This window comes from Microlunatus sp. GCM10028923 (assembly GCF_042666975.1).
Lineage (GTDB): Bacteria > Actinomycetota > Actinomycetes > Propionibacteriales > Propionibacteriaceae > Microlunatus.
On record NZ_JBHTFF010000015.1, the window covers coordinates 126,029 to 141,735 of the forward strand.

12 protein-coding genes and 2 pseudogenes are annotated in these 15,707 nt (G+C 69.5%); 8 read left to right on the top strand and 6 right to left on the bottom strand.

Features of this window, described 5'->3' with window-relative positions; all coding sequences use genetic code 11:
• Nucleotides 1-141: 141 nt before the first annotated feature.
• Nucleotides 142-1,398, bottom strand: a complete 1,257-nt coding sequence (locus tag ACFQU4_RS29785; protein ID WP_377499346.1) for a glycoside hydrolase family 3 N-terminal domain-containing protein — start codon at nt 1,396-1,398, stop codon at nt 142-144.
• Between the two features lie 183 nt (nt 1,399-1,581).
• Between ACFQU4_RS29785 and ACFQU4_RS29790 the strand changes: the two genes are divergently transcribed.
• Together ACFQU4_RS29790 and ACFQU4_RS29795 are read left to right on the top strand one after the other, a co-directional pair.
• Entirely contained in the window at nt 1,582-2,166 is a 585-nt protein-coding gene (locus tag ACFQU4_RS29790; protein WP_377499131.1) for a biotin transporter BioY, read from the top strand.
• A 203-nt stretch (nt 2,167-2,369) separates the two neighbouring features.
• Nucleotides 2,370-3,938, top strand: a complete 1,569-nt coding sequence (locus ACFQU4_RS29795) for a hypothetical protein (protein ID WP_377499133.1) — start codon at nt 2,370-2,372, stop codon at nt 3,936-3,938.
• A 3-nt stretch (nt 3,939-3,941) separates the two neighbouring features.
• Here ACFQU4_RS29795 and ACFQU4_RS29800 read toward each other — a convergent pair whose 3' ends face one another.
• The 4 genes and pseudogenes from ACFQU4_RS29800 to ACFQU4_RS29815 all read right to left on the bottom strand — a co-directional run.
• Complete coding sequence (locus tag ACFQU4_RS29800) at nt 3,942-4,697, bottom strand: DUF4386 domain-containing protein (protein WP_377499135.1); 756 nt, start codon at nt 4,695-4,697, stop codon at nt 3,942-3,944.
• Nucleotides 4,698-4,909: 212 nt separating this feature from the next.
• On the bottom strand, nt 4,910-6,937 hold the full coding sequence (locus ACFQU4_RS29805) for a chorismate-binding protein (RefSeq protein WP_377499137.1): 2,028 nt from the start codon (nt 6,935-6,937) through the stop codon (nt 4,910-4,912).
• 3 nt (nt 6,938-6,940) lie between these two features.
• Entirely contained in the window at nt 6,941-8,323 is a 1,383-nt protein-coding gene (locus tag ACFQU4_RS29810) for a mycothione reductase (RefSeq protein ID WP_377499348.1), read from the bottom strand.
• A 60-nt stretch (nt 8,324-8,383) separates the two neighbouring features.
• Nucleotides 8,384-9,055: pseudogene (locus ACFQU4_RS29815) on the bottom strand (DNA alkylation repair protein); the annotation flags it as partial.
• Between the two features lie 43 nt (nt 9,056-9,098).
• Here ACFQU4_RS29815 and ACFQU4_RS29820 point away from each other — a divergent pair.
• The 3 genes and pseudogenes from ACFQU4_RS29820 to ACFQU4_RS29830 all read left to right on the top strand — a co-directional run.
• Nucleotides 9,099-9,377 (top strand): annotated as a pseudogene (locus ACFQU4_RS29820) (hypothetical protein); the annotation flags it as partial.
• Between the two features lie 268 nt (nt 9,378-9,645).
• Nucleotides 9,646-10,128: a cysteine dioxygenase gene (locus tag ACFQU4_RS29825; protein WP_377499139.1), complete on the top strand. Its 483-nt coding sequence runs from the start codon at nt 9,646-9,648 to the stop codon at nt 10,126-10,128.
• A complete protein-coding gene (locus tag ACFQU4_RS29830; RefSeq protein WP_377499141.1) occupies nt 10,125-10,499 on the top strand; it encodes a rhodanese-like domain-containing protein in 375 nt (124 codons plus the stop codon). The genes ACFQU4_RS29825 and ACFQU4_RS29830 overlap by 4 nt, the downstream gene beginning before the upstream one ends.
• Here ACFQU4_RS29830 and ACFQU4_RS29835 read toward each other — a convergent pair.
• Entirely contained in the window at nt 10,484-11,380 is an 897-nt protein-coding gene (locus ACFQU4_RS29835; RefSeq protein WP_377499143.1) for an amidohydrolase family protein, read from the bottom strand. The two genes, ACFQU4_RS29830 and ACFQU4_RS29835, sit on opposite strands and share 16 nt — an antisense overlap.
• Before the next feature lie 112 nt (nt 11,381-11,492).
• Here ACFQU4_RS29835 and ACFQU4_RS29840 point away from each other — a divergent pair, with 112 nt between their 5' ends.
• The 3 genes from ACFQU4_RS29840 (at nt 11,493) to ACFQU4_RS29850 (ending at nt 15,688) form a co-directional block, all read left to right on the top strand.
• A complete protein-coding gene (locus tag ACFQU4_RS29840; RefSeq protein WP_377499145.1) occupies nt 11,493-13,403 on the top strand; it encodes a heparinase II/III family protein in 1,911 nt (636 codons plus the stop codon).
• 176 nt (nt 13,404-13,579) lie between these two features.
• Nucleotides 13,580-14,902 carry an MFS transporter gene (locus tag ACFQU4_RS29845; RefSeq protein WP_377499147.1) on the top strand — a complete coding sequence of 441 codons (1,323 nt, stop codon included), beginning with the start codon at nt 13,580-13,582 and terminating at the stop codon, nt 14,900-14,902.
• A 9-nt stretch (nt 14,903-14,911) separates the two neighbouring features.
• Nucleotides 14,912-15,688, top strand: a complete 777-nt coding sequence (locus tag ACFQU4_RS29850) for an IclR family transcriptional regulator (RefSeq protein WP_377499149.1) — start codon at nt 14,912-14,914, stop codon at nt 15,686-15,688.
• Nucleotides 15,689-15,707: the final 19 nt, after the last annotated feature.

Here is a 15,707-nt window from a genome sequence, read left to right on the forward strand (position 1 = left end):
GACCAACGACCGCCCCACGCCTGGCCAGCTCCGCTCACCGCGACCGACCCACCCCTCGACCGACCGGGCAGCTCAGCAGCGACACCCCGCCAGAACGCCTGCTTTTGTGCCCAGTCAGCGGAGGTTTTTTGGGGGGCGGGGTCAGGAGCCGCAGGAGGCTAGGCCGAGGCGGGACTTGAGTTGGACGACTCGGGTGGCGGACTCGGTGATCCGGCGTTCGAACTCGGGGTCGTCCTCGGCCTTGTCGGCTACGGCGTCGGCCATGTCCTCGGCCTCGCTCGGGTCGCCGATGATCATCAGGTCGCCGCCGGCCTCGAGGAACCGGACGGCGCGCTTCTCCGGGCTGAGGCTGGAGACGGCCTCGGCGGCCAGGTCGTCGGAGATCACGACGCCGTCGAAGCCGAGGTCGCCGCGGACCAGGTTGGTGATGATCTTCTTCGAGAAGACGGCCTGGTGATCGGGATCGATCTTCTCGTAGTACGCGTTCGCGATCATGATCATGTTCGCGCCGGCGTCGATGCCGGCCCGGAACGGAGCGAAGTCGGGGTCGTCCGGGCCGGTCTTGGTGTCGGTCACCTTCGCGGTGAAGTCGGTGTTGCCGCGGACCTTGCCGAGGCCCGGGAAGTGCTTCAGGGACGTACCCACTCCGGCGTCGGCCATGCCCTCGACGAACGCCGCGACCTTCTTCGCCACCTTGTCGGGATCGGAGCCGTAGCCGCGATCGAGCCCGGCGATCGGTTCGTTGACGTCCTCCAGCTCCTTCGGTACGACATCGGCGACCGGGGCCAGGTTGACGTCGATGCCGGCCTTCTTCAGGTCCTCGCCCCACCCCTCGGCGTTCTTGCGCAACTCGCCGTCGGACTGGTCGGCCTGCTCCTCGGCGGACGGGATCTCGTCGAAGCCGTCGCCGGCCAGCCGCTGCACCTGCCCACCCTCCTGGTCGGCGGCCAGCAGGACGCCGATCCCGCGCGGCGTCTTGATCGCCTCCCGGGCATCGGTGGTGACCGAGGACACCGCCCGGCGGCCCGCCTCGGTGTTGCCGAGCAGCAGCACCGAACCCGCATGGACCTCGTCCAGGGTGCTGCCGGTCGACGAGGCCAGACCGCTGGAATCGATGGCGACCATGAGCAGCTGACCGACCTGCTCGTCGAGGTCCAGTCCGCCGACCAGCGCCGCGCACTGGGCGGTGCTCGGCTTCGGAGTCCCCGGAGTCTTCGACGGACTCGGGGTCTCCGGACCGGCCGTGCCCGAGCCCGGCCCGGACGGGGACTCGGTCGCGGGAGCCGACCCGGGCGGGGTCGAGGTTCCCGACGGAGCGGATGGCGCACAGCCCGCAAGCACCCCGAAAAGCGCCGCCGCGGCCAGCCCGGCCGCCGCCTTCCGGTTCCTGAGAATCATCACGAGGCCACCCTACGGAGCAGCGAAACCCCGGCCCGGTTCGCCCCGCGGGCGGGAGTTCACCCCGCCGTCGTTTCACACTGCGGGCGAGGCCGCGACCGCCCGGGGCCGCTCAGCCTACGATCATCTGCGACGGGCACCACCGTGCCCGTACCCCTGAATTCGTGAGACCTGGAGGAACCCATGTCGAGCATCAGCAGCGTCGGGCCGCGCACCCTGGCCGACGTCATTCCCGGCGGACTCGTACGCAACCTCGTCCTGATCGTCGGCGCGGCCGGCTTCGTCGGCCTGGCGGCGCAGGTGAAGCTGTATCTCCCCTTCACCCCGGTGCCCCTGACCCTGCAGACGTTCGCGGTGCTGCTCTCGGCCGCGGTACTCGGCGGCAACCGCGCCGCCGCCTCGCTCGGTCTCTATCTCGCACTCGGTGTCGCCGGCGTGCCGTGGTTCGCCAACCAAGCCAGCGGCTGGGCGTTCGCCTCGTTCGGCTATCTGCTCGGCTTCGTGGTCGCCGCCTACCTCGTCGGCCGGCTGGCCGAGCGCGGCGCCGACCGTACGCCGCTGAAGACCGCCGGACTGATGGTGCTCGGCAACGTCGTCGTGTACGCGGCCGGCGTGCCGTGGCTGATGGCCTTCCTCGGCGCCGACCTCGGCAAGGCGCTGACCCTCGGGGTGGCGCCGTTCCTGATCGGCGACGTCATCAAGATCGTGCTCGCCGCGGGCCTGCTGCCGGCCACCTGGGCGCTGGTCCGGCGGTCGGGTCGCGACTGAGCTTTCCGTATCGCGGCAATCGACTTCACAGTCACGGAGTTCCGGCCTGGTTCGAGTGTGACGATCGCCACCCACCGCGGGTCCCGCTGCAAGGCTGAGGGCACGACCGAAGTAGGATGGAAGTTCGGTCGAGTGCGGGCACGATCGACACGAGCGCAGAAGACAACGTGCGAAGAATCGGGTTCGAGAGGATGTTGCGTGGCGTGACGGCGCAGAGCTACCTCACCAGCACCGGTACCCCTTGCCTATCGCTGACCCAGTTCCGGGTCCGCCGGGTGTTGGAGTCACTGCCGGGTGTGATGGTGTGGCTGACCCTTGCGGCACCTTTCGTGCTCTGGTCGCAGGTCCCACACATCGCACACTGGCTTCTCCCGCTCTACGTCGTCTACTGGATGATCCAGTACGCCAACCTCGCGGTTCGCCAGGTCTGGGAGTTCGTCCGGATGCGGCTGCGCAGCCGGGTCGACTGGCTCGTCCAGGCCCGCGCCAACCACGGCGACGACCTGGACCAGCTGCACCACCTGGTCGTCTTCCCGACCTACAGCGAGTCCCCGGAGATCCTGCGCCAGTCGATCGGCGCGATCGAGGACGCCAACTACGACCCGCGCGCGATCACCGTCTGCGTCACCTTCGAGGAGCGGTCCCCGGTCTGGACGCCGGAGGCGATCGCCGAACTGGAGGACCGGTTCCGCGGCTCGTTCGCACGCTTCCTGACCACCCGGCACCCGGACGGGATGCCGGGCGAGGAGCGGGTCAAGGGGGCGAACCTCACCTGGGGCGCCCAGTACGCCCGCGACGTCCTGCACAAGCAGGGCTACACCGACGACCAGGTGGTGGTGTCCGCGTTCGACGCCGACACCCGGGCCAGCCGCGACTACTTCGCCGCGCTCGCCGACACCCACCTGAGCAACCCGAACCGCGACTACGACGCGTACCAGCCGATCCTGTTGTTCCACAACAACGTCTGGGACGTGCCGATCGCCTCGCGGATCGTCGGCTCGATCGCGACCTTCTGGACCATGGTCGACTCGACCCAGCCGCACCGGATGAAGATCTTCTCCTCGCACGCGATGGGGATGACCGCGCTGGTCAACGTCGGCTACTGGTGCAAGACCGTGATCCCGGACGACTCCCGGCAGTACTGGCGGATGTTCTTCGCGTTCGATGGCCGCACCGTGGTCCGGCCGCTGCACACGCCGGTCTACCTGGACGCGGTGCAGGCGGAGTCGTACCAGAAGTCGCTGAAGGAGCAGTATCTGCAGCTGCGGCGCTGGTCGTACGGGGTGATCGACTTCACCTACATCGCCGAGCAGAGCCTCAACTCGCCCAAGATCAGCTTCTGGACGAAGGCGATCCAGCTGAGCCGGCAGTACCTCCAGTTCCAGTTCTGGGCCACCACGCCGCTGATGTTGTTGATCATTCCGCGGCTGGTCGGCGAACTGCACCCGTTGCCGTTCGATCTGGTGGCCGCCTTCATCAGCCCGCTGCTGACGGCGATCTCGAGCGTGATGTCCACGATCGTGCTGCCGATCGGCCTGACTGTCTCGGTCGCCGTGGCGACGCTGCTGCTGCCGAAGCGCCCGGCGCACAAGCCCTGGTGGTGGTCGATCAAGGTGATCGGCGAATGGCTGCTGATGCCGGTGATCGTTCCGCTGTTCATCTGCTTCCCGGCGATCGACGCGCAGACCCGGTTGATCTTCCGCCGCTACCTGGGCTTCCGGGTGACGGTCAAGCAGCGCACCTCGATCCCGGCCGGTTCCGAACTCGCCTGAACCTCAGATTGTGGTGGTCGCCAGCCTCGACGGCTCGTGGCTCGATGTGGCGAGGGTCGGCTCGGGAGGCTCGAATCCCTTGACGATCAGCCACACACCGATGAACACCTCCCACAGTCCGCCGGGAAGTGAGTGGATCGAGATCAGGTTCAGGCCGAAGAGCTGCAGCACTGATCCGAGCAAGATCACCGCGTAGCCGGCGAGGCCCCACACGGCCAGCGGCCTTGGGATCAGGTGGGTACGCAGGAGCGCGGTGCACAAGATCAGCCCGGACACCCCGAGCGTGGTCATGGCGAAGTCGTAGGCGTACAGGTTCGCGTCGGTCAGCACCATGCTCAGAGCCTGAAGGTACGAGGTGTCCGCTGTTCCCGCAGCCACATAGGCGGCACCGATCGGTATCTGGATCATGATCAACAGCGCCATCACGGCGATGAAGGTGGCATCGATGATCCGGGCCGCCAGGTAGCCGACCGCGGCACGTTCGCTGTGACGCTTCAGCACCGGGAACATCAGCACCCCGTGCGCAGCATCCCCGGCCACCGTGGCCAACCAGCACACCACGCCGGCCGCCAGCAACATGCTTCCGGCCGCGATGGCAGCGAGACCACCCGGCGCGGTCAGTACGGACTGGATGACGATGTTTCCGGGGATGCCGATCGCCATGCCGGCGAGGTACAGCACACCGATGATCCGCGCCGTCACCCGATACTCACGCTGGTTGAACTGGCCGCGTCTGGCGACCGACTGTTCGGTTTGCATGGTGGAGCTCCTGATCTGAACCAGGGCGCCGTGACCATCGTGGACCGCCCTGGACGGGCCGGGATGGCTGGCATCTCAAACCGGGATGTCGTCGATTCCGGAACTGCTGCCGACGCTACCTCGACAAAGATCACCGCACGGCAGACCGAACCAGCCGGCCGACGATCGACCCGATGTGGGGCCGAAAGACCCTACGCTGCGGCTATCCGAGGTCAGGAAACGACGTGTCCGGCCGGGGCTGACTCGCGGCAGCTCTGCCGGACCGCGGCGATCAGGGCTTCGGACTTGAGCAGGGCCTCGGCGTACTCGTCGTCCGGGTCGGACAACGTGATCACTCCGCCGCCCACGCCGATGGTCAGTTCCTCGGCGTCGCGGGAGACGAGGGTACGGATGATCACGCTGAGATCGGCGGTGCCGGAATAGCTGAAGTAGCCGAGCACGCCGGAGTAGATGCCGCGCGGTTCGCGTTCCACCTCGTCGATGATCTCGCAGGTGCGGTGTTTCGGTGCGCCGGTCATGGAGCCCGGCGGCATGGCGGCGCGGACACCGTCGACCGCACTCAGTCCCGGTTCCAGGTCGCCCTCGATGGTGCTGACCAGCTGGTGCACCGACGGGTGCGACTCGACGACCATCAGCTCCGGTACCCGTACCGAGCCGAGTCGGCAGCTGAGCCCGAGATCGTGCCGGAGCAGGTCGGCGATCATGAGGTTCTCGGCCCGGGTCTTGGTCTCGGTCCGCAGCCGTTCGGCGACCGCCGCGTCCTGGAGCGGGTCGGGATGGCGGGGCGCGGTGCCCTTGATCGGGCGGGCCTGCACCCGGCCATGATCATCGATCTCGAGGAACCGTTCCGGTGAGGAGCTGAGCACGGTCGCCGACGGCAGCTCGAGGTAGGCCGCGTGCGGCGCCGGGTTGATCCGGCGCAGGTGCCGGTACAGCGCGGCCCGGTCGCCGCGATACGCCAACCGGCGTTGGAAGGTGAGGTTCACCTCGTAGCTGTCGCCGCTGTGCAGCTGCTCCTGCACCCGCCGGTACGCGGAGCGATACCAGTCCGGGTCTGGTTCGGTGAGCTCCCCCAGCCGGCCGTCGCGGGGCGGCTCGCCCGCCGGCCCGGTGTTCATGATCATCGCCTCGGCGCGGTCCAGCCAGCCGGGCGAGTCGACCGCGGCCGCGTAGCAGCGCCGTTCGGCATGATCGAAGACGAAGTACCGATCCAGCCGGCCGAACTCCGCCTCGCCACCGCGCCCCCGCTCCGGATAGCCGAGATAGCCCAGATAGCCGCCCTGGAAGGGGAACGGAGCGTCCGAGGCGACCCGTCCGGAGGCCAGCCGACCGGCCAGTTCGGCCAGCATGTCCGGTGCGGCCGGCGCGTCGTAGCGGCCGGTCAGCACCTCGTCGGGGGCTCCGAGATAGGTGAACCGGGAGCGCGGCCCGACCCGGGCGGCGTCCAGCCAGCAGACCGGACCGCAGCCGGCATAGTGAGCGACGAAGACGTCCTCGGGCTCGCGCCACGGCAGCTCGCGATACTCCAGCCCACGCCGCTCCCCGACCTCCACAGCCCCACGTTCCGTGAGCTCCACAGCCCCACGTTCCCTGAGCTCCACAGCCCCACGTTCCCTGAGCTTGTCGAAGGGCAAGGATGGTGACACCGGGCCCGGCCCTTCGACAGGCTCAGGGCACGTCAGATTCAGGAAGTTGATCATGAGATCGCGACCGTACTCCGCGGCGATCGACTCGGGATGGAACTGTACGCCGTGCAGATCGCGGCTGCGGTGCCGCAGTCCCATGATCACGTCGTCGTCGGCGGCCCGGGCAGTGACCTCCAGTTCGGCCGGCGGGTCCACGACGGCGAGCGAGTGGTAGCGGACGGCCCGGAAGTCCTGCGGCAGGCCGGCGAACACCCCGCGCCCGTCGTGCCGGATCCGGCTGATCAGCCCGTGGTGCGGCCGGACCTTGATCACGGAGGCACCGAAGAGCAGGCCGAGCAGCTGATGGCCGAGGCAGACCCCGAGCACCGGCCGGTCGGTGTCCATGATCAGTTCGGCCAGCCGGCCGACCCGGCGCGGATCGGCGGGGTGGCCTGGCCCGGGCGAGATCACCAGATGCGAGTAGCGACGCGGATCGACGCGCTCGTCATGATCGACGACGTGCGGCGGCCGCCCGGTCAGCTCGCCGATCAGGTGATACAGGTTGTAGGTGTAGGAATCGTCGTTGTCGATCAGCAACACCCGGGGCCTGGTCACGGTCTAGGTCCGCAAGGGCAGGGCGAGCAGCGCGTTCTCGACCAGTTCGGCCATGGCCGGATGGATCCAGTACTGGCCGCGGGCCATCTGGTGGGCCGGCAGCCCGAAGCTCATCGCCTGGATCAGCGGCTGGATCAGCGACGACGCCTGCGGCCCGATCAGGTGCGCCCCGAGCAGCAGCCCGGTGTCCGGGTCGGCGAGCATCTTGGCGAAGTGCTCGGTGTCCTCCATCGCCCACCCGTACGCGATCGATCCGTACTCCTGGATCGCCGTCACATAAGGGATCCCGCGTTCCTCGGCCTGCTGCTCGGTGAGGCCGACGGAGGCCACCTGCGGCTCGGCGAACACCGCGTGCGGCACGAACCGGTGGTCGGCGTCGATCATCGCGTCGGGGTGCAGCAGGTTGTGCTGCACCACCCGCGCCTCGTGGTTCGCCACGTGCTTGAGCTGACGGTGCGAGCAGACGTCGCCCAGCGCGAAGACGCCGTCGGCAGTGGTCTGCTGATGATCATCGACGACGACGTACCCGTCCTGGTCCACCTCGACCCCGGCGGCCGGCAGGTTGAGCGTGTCACCGTTGGGCACCCGGCCGGTCGCGACCAGGAGCACGTCGGCCTCCAGCCGGTGCTCGGTGCCGGCCGCGTCGGCCGCGATCACCGCGACCCGGTCGTCGGCCAGCGGCTCGACCCGGCGGACCGCGTGCTCGAGCCGAAGATCGACCTTGCGCGCCATCAGTTCGGTGAACCGCCGGGACACGTCGCGGTCCTCCTGGCGCAGCAGGGCATCGGACCGCTGCAGGATGGTCACCGCCGTCCCGTACGCGCCGAAGACGTGGGCGAACTCGGCGGCCACGAAGCCGCCGCCGACGATGATCATGGACTTCGGCAGCCGGTCCAGCCGCATCACGGTGTCCGAGGTGTGCACGGTGACCTGATCGAGCCCCGGCACCTCGGGCAGGGTGGCCCGGCTGCCGGCGGCGATCACGTACCGGTCGGCGGTGATCACCTCGCCGGTCCCGGTGTCCAGCGTGCGCGGGCCGACGAAGTGGGCCGGTGCCCGGAACAGGGTGATGTTGTCGCTGTCCTCGCGGTATTTCGCGCCACCGGCGGCGATCGCGTCGATCCGGCCGAAGATCCGGTCCCGGATGTCGGCCCAGCGGACCCCCTCGAGGTCCAGGTCGACGCCGAGCCGGCGGGCCTGCTCGGGCGAGCCGGCGAGGTCGGCCGGGTAGACGAACATCTTGGTCGGGATGCAGCCGACGTTGAGGCAGGTGCCGCCGTAGACCGGGTTCTTCTCCACGATCGCGATCTTCTGGTCCGCGAACCGCTCGTCCGGGATCGAGTTGCCGGAGCCGCTGCCGATGATGCACAGGTCGAAATGACGCACGGCCCTATCCTGCCCCCTGCCGGAGATAGCCCGCCGGGTGTCCGGATCGAGCCGTTCGATGGCGTACCGGAGGGCCGTGCGCGGCATCCGGCCGGCCCACCGGTCCAGGAACGCCAGCAGTTCCGCCTCGTCGACCCGCTTGCCGGCCTCCCGCAGCATCCAGCCGACCGCCTTGTGGATCAGGTCGTGATCATCGTGGATCAGCAACTCGGCGATCCGGTACGTGTCCGCCGTCCGGCCGGCCCGGATCAGCTGATGCGTCGCCACCATGGCGATCCGGCGGTCCCAGAGCAGCGCCGACCCGGCCAGCCGGTCCAGCAGCCCAGGGTCACCGTCCGGATCCAGGATCCGACCGCCCACGATCGGTCCCGCGCTGGCGTCGACCAGGTCCCAGTTGTTCACCCGGTCCGTGTTCGCGAGGTAGTGGTCGGCGATCGCGGCCCGCTCGGCGGCGTCCCCGCGACCGGCCCGCTCCGACCACACGACCAGGCAGGCCATCCGATGCTCGTGCACCGGACTGAGCAGCAGCGGCAGCAGGTCGCCGGGATCGGCCGGCGTCCGGCTGTACGGGCGGGCCAGTACCCGGAGCCGGCTCAGCTTCACGCCGACGAACAGATCGCCCTCGCCGTAGCCGCCGGGCCGGACCTGGAAGAACCGGGTCAGGGTGGCGGCGACCTCCGGGTCCGCCTCGGCGGCGATGCTCTCGGTCAACGGGTGCGCCACGGCGGCCATCCTAGGAGGGCGGTATCACACCTCCCTCCTAGGCTTCTCCGTCATGAGAGCCTCCGCGATCGCCGGTGTCATCGGCTGGCTCGCCGCGGCGGCACTCGGCTGGGGCGAGTGGGTGAACTGGCGCGCGTCGCGGGCGCTGACCGGGCCCGACCGCCGCGGTTCCGAGGTGATCGTCTGCCTCGGCTACCGGAACCGGAATCCGCGCCGGGCGAACGCGCTGAACCGTTGGCGGGTACGGGCTGCGCTGCGCTCGATCGACCCGGCCGCGCCGGCCAGCCGGGTGATCATGTCCGGCGGCAGCCGATCGCCGGCCGAGGCGACCCTGATGGCCCGGTACGCGGTCGACGAGCTCGGCTTCGACGGCGACCTGATCGGTGAACCGGACCGGATCAAGATCATCTCCAATCCCGGTGCAGGAGGCCCGCTCGCGTACCACCTGGGAGAACGTCCAGCACCGTCTCCCGCTGTTCGGCGAGTGGATCGCGCTCAAACCACTGTTCGCCCTGTACGGCCTGGAGGCGCTGCGCCGGTCCCGTCGCACATCGTGAGATGCCGATATTCCCTAGTGTGTCACCATGCATTATGGGTTCATGAACGCTCCGGAACCGCCGCGGCTCGACCTGGCCTCGATCGCTCTGCGCCTGGCCGCCCAGACCGCCCTCTGGCAACCGCAGGTCAGGTACACGCCGGCCAGCCGGCACTACGCCCGGCTCGTCGCCGCCGCCGACTACGAGGCCTGGCTACTCACCTGGCTGCCCGGTCAGGGCACCGACTGGCATGATCACGGCGGCTCGGCCGGCGCCTTCGTCACGGTCCGGGGAACCCTGACCGAACGGCACGCCTGGCTGGACTCCTCCGGTACGCCGACGATCCTGCCGGAGGAGCGGCGGCTGTCCACCGGATCCCTGCGGTCGTTCGGAACCCGGCACGTGCACCGGGTGACCAACGACGCCCTGGAACCCGCGGTCAGCGTGCATGTGTACGCGCCGGCGCTGGTCGCGATGACGACCTACCGGCCCGACGGTGATCGCCTGATCGCGACGTCGTCCCAGCTCGCCGGCCAGAACTGGTGACCGCCACCACCCGGCGCAGCATCGACGAGGTGCTCGCCGAAGCCCGCACCAGGCTGGACCGGATCACTCCGGAGCAGGCCGATCGGGCCGCCGCCGAGGGCGCAGTCCTGGTGGACATCCGACCGGCCGTCCAGCGCGCCGAGGAGGGCAGCTGGCCGGGCGCGTTGATCATCGAGCGCAACGTGCTCGAGTGGCGCTTCGACCCCGCCAGCGACGCCCGGCTGCCGATCGCCGGGTACGACCTCCCGGTGATCATCTTCTGCTCCGAGGGCTACACCTCGTCGCTCGCGGCAGCCGCGCTGCAGGACCTCGGCATCACCGGCGCGACCGACGTGATCGGCGGCTTCCGGGCCCGCTACCCGAACCGGTAGAGCCGCCGCGCGTTGTCTACCCGTACGGCACGCGCCTCGGCCTCCGTGTACCGCGCCAAGATCACGTTCAGCGCGTCAACGTAGTCCGGATAGGAAGCCCACAGCCGATCCAACGGCCAGTTGCTGCCGAGCACGCAACGGTCCGGCGTGAACGAGTCCAGGCAGTGCTCGACCCAGGGACGCAGGCTCTCCGGCGTCCAGCCAGCCCGGTTCATGCCGAGCCCGCTGATCTTGCAGTGGACGTTGTCGGCCTCGGCGAGCGCGGTGATCCCCTGCTTCCAGTGCTCGAAGTACTCGGGGCTGGCGGTCTCCCGGGGATAGCCGAGGTGCTCCAGCACGATCACCGCGGACGGGTGCTCCCGGGCGAGGTCGCGGGCCTTGATCATGTTCTGCCAGGCGCAGTCCAGGTCGAGCAGCAACCCACGCTCGGCGAGGCGGGCCACGCCGCGGCGCCAGGCGGGGTCGACCAGGTAGTCGCCGCGGCCGAAGTCACGGACCCCGCGCACCAGCGGCGAGGCGAGGTGGCGGTCCAGCTGGGCGTCGACGTCGGCGGCCGCCAGGTCGAGCGCCGCGACGATCAGCAGCGGGATCGGGCCTGCGGCGGCCAGTTCGGTGAGCCACTCGGTCTCCAGCACCGGATCCGGGGTGCCGACCGCGGCCTGGACATGGACCGCCGCGACCGTACCCGCGAACCGGGATTCCGCGTGCAACGCGTCGAGGTCGTACCGGACGGATTTCATCTGGTCGATCGCGCCGAGGATCGGGTGGATCGCGTCCGGCCCGAGCCAGTCGTAGCTCACCTCCGGATGGCGCAGATCCCAGAAGTGCACGTGGGTGTCGATCCAGTCCGGCCGGTGCAGCATTCCGGAGACTTCGGTCATGATCAACTCCTGGTCGACAGCGGCATGATCGACAAGTTCGGCCTGCGGGCCCCGATCTTAGTGTCGCCCGCTGAGCGGGACGGAGGCGCCGTCCGGACGCTGCCTCTCTAGAATGTCGAGGACCATCGCCGAGAGGATGATCGTGGCCGCCGACCTGCCCGAGACGCCGACCCCCGCCACCCGCCTTGCCGATCTGTTGCCGCCCGGCGCGGTCGCCGCGGCCCTGTCCGACCCGCCGCCACGACTGGCTCCGGCCGCCGGCGATCATGATCGCTGGGCCCAGGTCTCCGTGGCCGACCGGGCCGAGATCCTCGCCACGGCGACCGAACTGACGGAGCGGCCGTGGCCGATCCTGCTGGCCAGCGAGTACGCCCGGTTCCACCAGGAGGGCAACCGGGTCGGCTACGAGGAGCCGTACTTCGAACGCCGAACCCGGCTCACCGCCGTCACCCTCGCGGCCGCGCTGACCGGTGATCAACGGTGGCTGACCGAGGCCGTCGACGGGATCAACCTGATCTGCGACGAACTCGCCTGGACGGTTCCGGCGCACGCCTGGAAGAACCGGGAGCGGAACAGCCCGGTGCCGTCACCGGACGACTGTGATCTTGACCTGTTCGCCGCCGAGACCGGCGCCGTGCTGGCCTGGACCGATCACGTGCTCGGCGACGCGCTGGACGGGTACGCGTCGACGATCCGGCCGCGGCTGCGGGCCGAGGTGAACCGCCGGGTGCTGGAGCCGTACCGGACCCGGCGGGACTGGCACTGGCTGACCACGTCGATCAACAACTGGAACCCGTGGATCCACTCGAATGTGCTCGCCTGCGCGTTCCTGCTCAACCTCGCGCCGGAGACCCGCGCCGAGATCGTCAACCTGACGGTCGAGGGCCTGGATCTCTTCCTGGACACGTATCCCATGGACGGCGGTTGCGACGAGGGCGCCTCGTACTGGGGCCGGGCCGGCGGCTCGCTGGGCGACTGCCTGGCGCTGCTGCACGACGCCACGCGTGGCCGGCTGAACGGGTTCGCCCACCCGAAGGTGGCGCCGATCGCCCGCTACTTCCCGGCGGCCCACATCGCCGACGACTGGTACGTCAACTTCGCCGACGGCCCGGCCCGGCTGCGGGAGCGGTCGCTGGCCGCACCGGTGTACCGGCTCGGTCGGCACACCGGCGACGACCTGGTGCTCCGGCACGCCGCGATGATCAACGCCCGCGGCGGCCGGCTGATCGGCCGGCTGGCCTCGTTCGGCCGGGTGCTCCAGGTGATCTTCACGCCGGAACTCCGCGAGACCGGGCCCGACCGGCCGGCCGATGGTGATCATTTCTGGTTCCCGGACACCGAGGTGATCACGGCCAGGCTGGCCGGTCTCACGCTCGCCGCGAAGGGCGGCCACAACGCCGAGTCGCACAACCACAACGACGTCGGCAACGTCGTCGTCGCGGTCGACGGCGTGCCGCGGGTGGTCGACATCGGCGTCGGGACGTACACCCGGCAGACGTTCAGCCGGGACCGCTACCAGATCTTCACCATGCAGAGCGAGTTCCACAACCTCCCGGTGATCAACGGGTACGGGCAGCTGCCGGGTCATGATCACCGCAGCCGCGGGATGTCCGCCGACGTGGCGGCCGACCGGGTACGGGCCTCGCTCGACCTGGCCGACGCCTACCCGGCCGAGGCCGGCCTCGAGTCCTGGAACCGCGAGGTCACCCTGGACGGCTCCACCGTCGTGATCAACGACCGCTGGCAACTGGACCGGGCTCCGGAGTCACTGGCCTGGCACCTGATCGTCAACGGCCAGGTCACCCAGCAGGCCGGGACCGTGGTGATCAAGGCCGACGAGGGCCGGGACCTGATCATCGAGTATCCCGCCGACCTGCTCGCCTTCACCGCACAGGCGATCGCCCTCACCGACCCCAAGCTCAGTGAAGCCTGGGGACCGGAGCTGACCCGGCTGATCTTCACGGCCGAGCCCGCTCTCCTCGCCGCCACCGGCAACCTCTCCCTCACCGCCCGCCCAGCCTGACCGGCCCACCCGCTCCCTGAGCCTCGCTCGTCCTTCGACCGGCTCAGGGAGCTTTGGCCTGCCCTTGACGTGCTCGGCACGACTCCTGCATAGTGCTCCATGCACGGATGATGCATAGAATGCACGATAGTTGCATTTGATGCTCGGCAGAGATCTCCCGACGTAGAGAGGCACCCATGAGCACCCAGCACCCGCAGACCGCGGCTCCCAACCTGGACCAGGTCCCTTCCTCGACCAGACGCCGGGTGCTGCTCGCTGCGGGCATCGGCCACTTCGTCGAATGGTTCGACTTCGGCCTGTACGGCACGCTGGCGGCGACGATCGCGGTGCTGTTCTTCCCGGACGGCGATCCGCAGGTCAAACTGCTGGCCGCGTTCGCGGTGTTCGGCGCCGGGTTCGTGATGCGGCCGCTGGGCGGGCTGTTCTGGGGACCGCTGGGCGACAAGATCGGCCGCAAGAAGGTGCTCGCCTCGGTGGTGTTGATGACCTCCGGCGCGACGTTCCTGATGGGCCTGCTGCCGACGTACCACAACGTCGGGGTGGTGGCGACGATCGCGTTGGTGCTGCTCCGGCTGGTGCAAGGGTTCGCCGCGGGCGGCGAGTCCTCGGGCGCGACCACCCTGCTGGCCGAGTACGCACCGCCGAACCGGCGCGGCTACTTCGCCAGCTGGGTGGACAACTTCGGCTTCCTGGCGTTCGTCGCCGGCTCCGGGCTGGTGCTGCTGCTGACCGCGCTGCTGTCCGAGCCCGCGATGGCGGAGTGGGGCTGGCGGCTGCCGTTCCTGCTCGCCGGACCGCTGGGCCTGGCCGGTCTCTATCTGCGGCAGCGGCTCGAGGACACGCCGGAGTTCACCCGGCTGGAGCAGGACGGCGAGGTGATCGAGTCGCCGCTGCGGCAGACCTTCCGGCGGGCCTGGATTCCGATGTTGTTCTGCGTCGGCTTCGTGGTGCTGAAGGCGGTCGGGCACTGGTCCCTGCAGACCTTCATGCCGAGCTACCTGAGCACCACGCTGCAGTTCACCAAGCTGCAGTCGTACACGATCACCACCATCACCCTGCTGGTGATCGCGATCCTGGTGCCCGCGATGGGCCTGCTCTCCGACCGGGTCGGCCGGCGGCCGATGTTGATCACCGGCGCCGCCGGGTTCCTGATCTTGGCGTATCCCGCGTTCTGGTTGATGGGGCAGGGACAGTTCCTGCCGGCCGCGGCGGCCATGATCGTGCTCGGCATCTTCCTGGCGATCTTCGACGGCGCGGTCAGCGCGGCGATGGCCGAGCTGTTCCCGACCGCGGTCCGCTACGGCGGCATGGCGGTGGCCTACAACGTGTCGGTCGCGATCTTCGGCGGCGCGACCCCGTACTTCGCGGCCTGGCTGATCACGAGCACCGGATCCAACACCTCCCCCGCGTTCTTCGTGATGGCCGCCGCCCTGATCACCGGCGTCACCGTGCTGTTCGCCCGGGAGACCCACCGGACCGCGCTCGCGGACGTGCGCTAGAAAGCCACCATGGCCACCGAGACGAGCACCCACCAGAGCATCGACCGCGCGATCACCGTGCTGCGGGTGCTGAACCAGACCCCGACCGGCCTCCGGGTGGCCGAGGTCGCCAAGATCACCGGCCTCGGCGCCTCCACCACCTCCCGGCTGCTGGCGGTGTTGGAGAGCCAGGACTTCGTGCTGCGCGACGAGAGCACCGGCGTCTACCGGCTGGGCAGCGCCTTGATCACATTGGGCGGCACGGCCCTGAACCAGCGCCCCGTCTATCGCGAGGGGCGCTCGGTCGCGCAGCGGTTGGCCCGGACCCTCGATCTCGGCACCAGCCTGGCCGCCCGCCGGACCGACGCCCTGTTCTACTTCTGCAGCTTCGAGGGCGCCGGCGGCAGCAAGCAGTGGAACAGCATGGGCCAAACCGGACCGCTGCACGCCACCGCGCTCGGCAAGTGCCTGGTCTGCGAGTTCGACCCCGGGGAGCGGCGGGAACTGCTCGGCGACCTGCAGGCCTACACCAGCCACACCGTTGTCGATCATGAAGCCCTGGACGCCGAGCTTGCTCAGGTCCGCCGCCAGGGGTACGCGATCGAGCGGCAGGAACTGGCCCTCGGCCGAGCCTGCGTCGCCGCACTGATCCGCGATGCCGACGGCGAGATCTGCGGCAGCCTCTCGGTCTCCGGATCGCTCAGCGCCGTCGGTCTCCCGGACCGCGAGGCCGAGCTGGCCGGGATTGTGATCGAGGCCGCGGACGAGATCAGCATCGGGCTCGGCTTCCGCGCCGCACCCTCCTAAACCCCGTACTGGAAGGAAA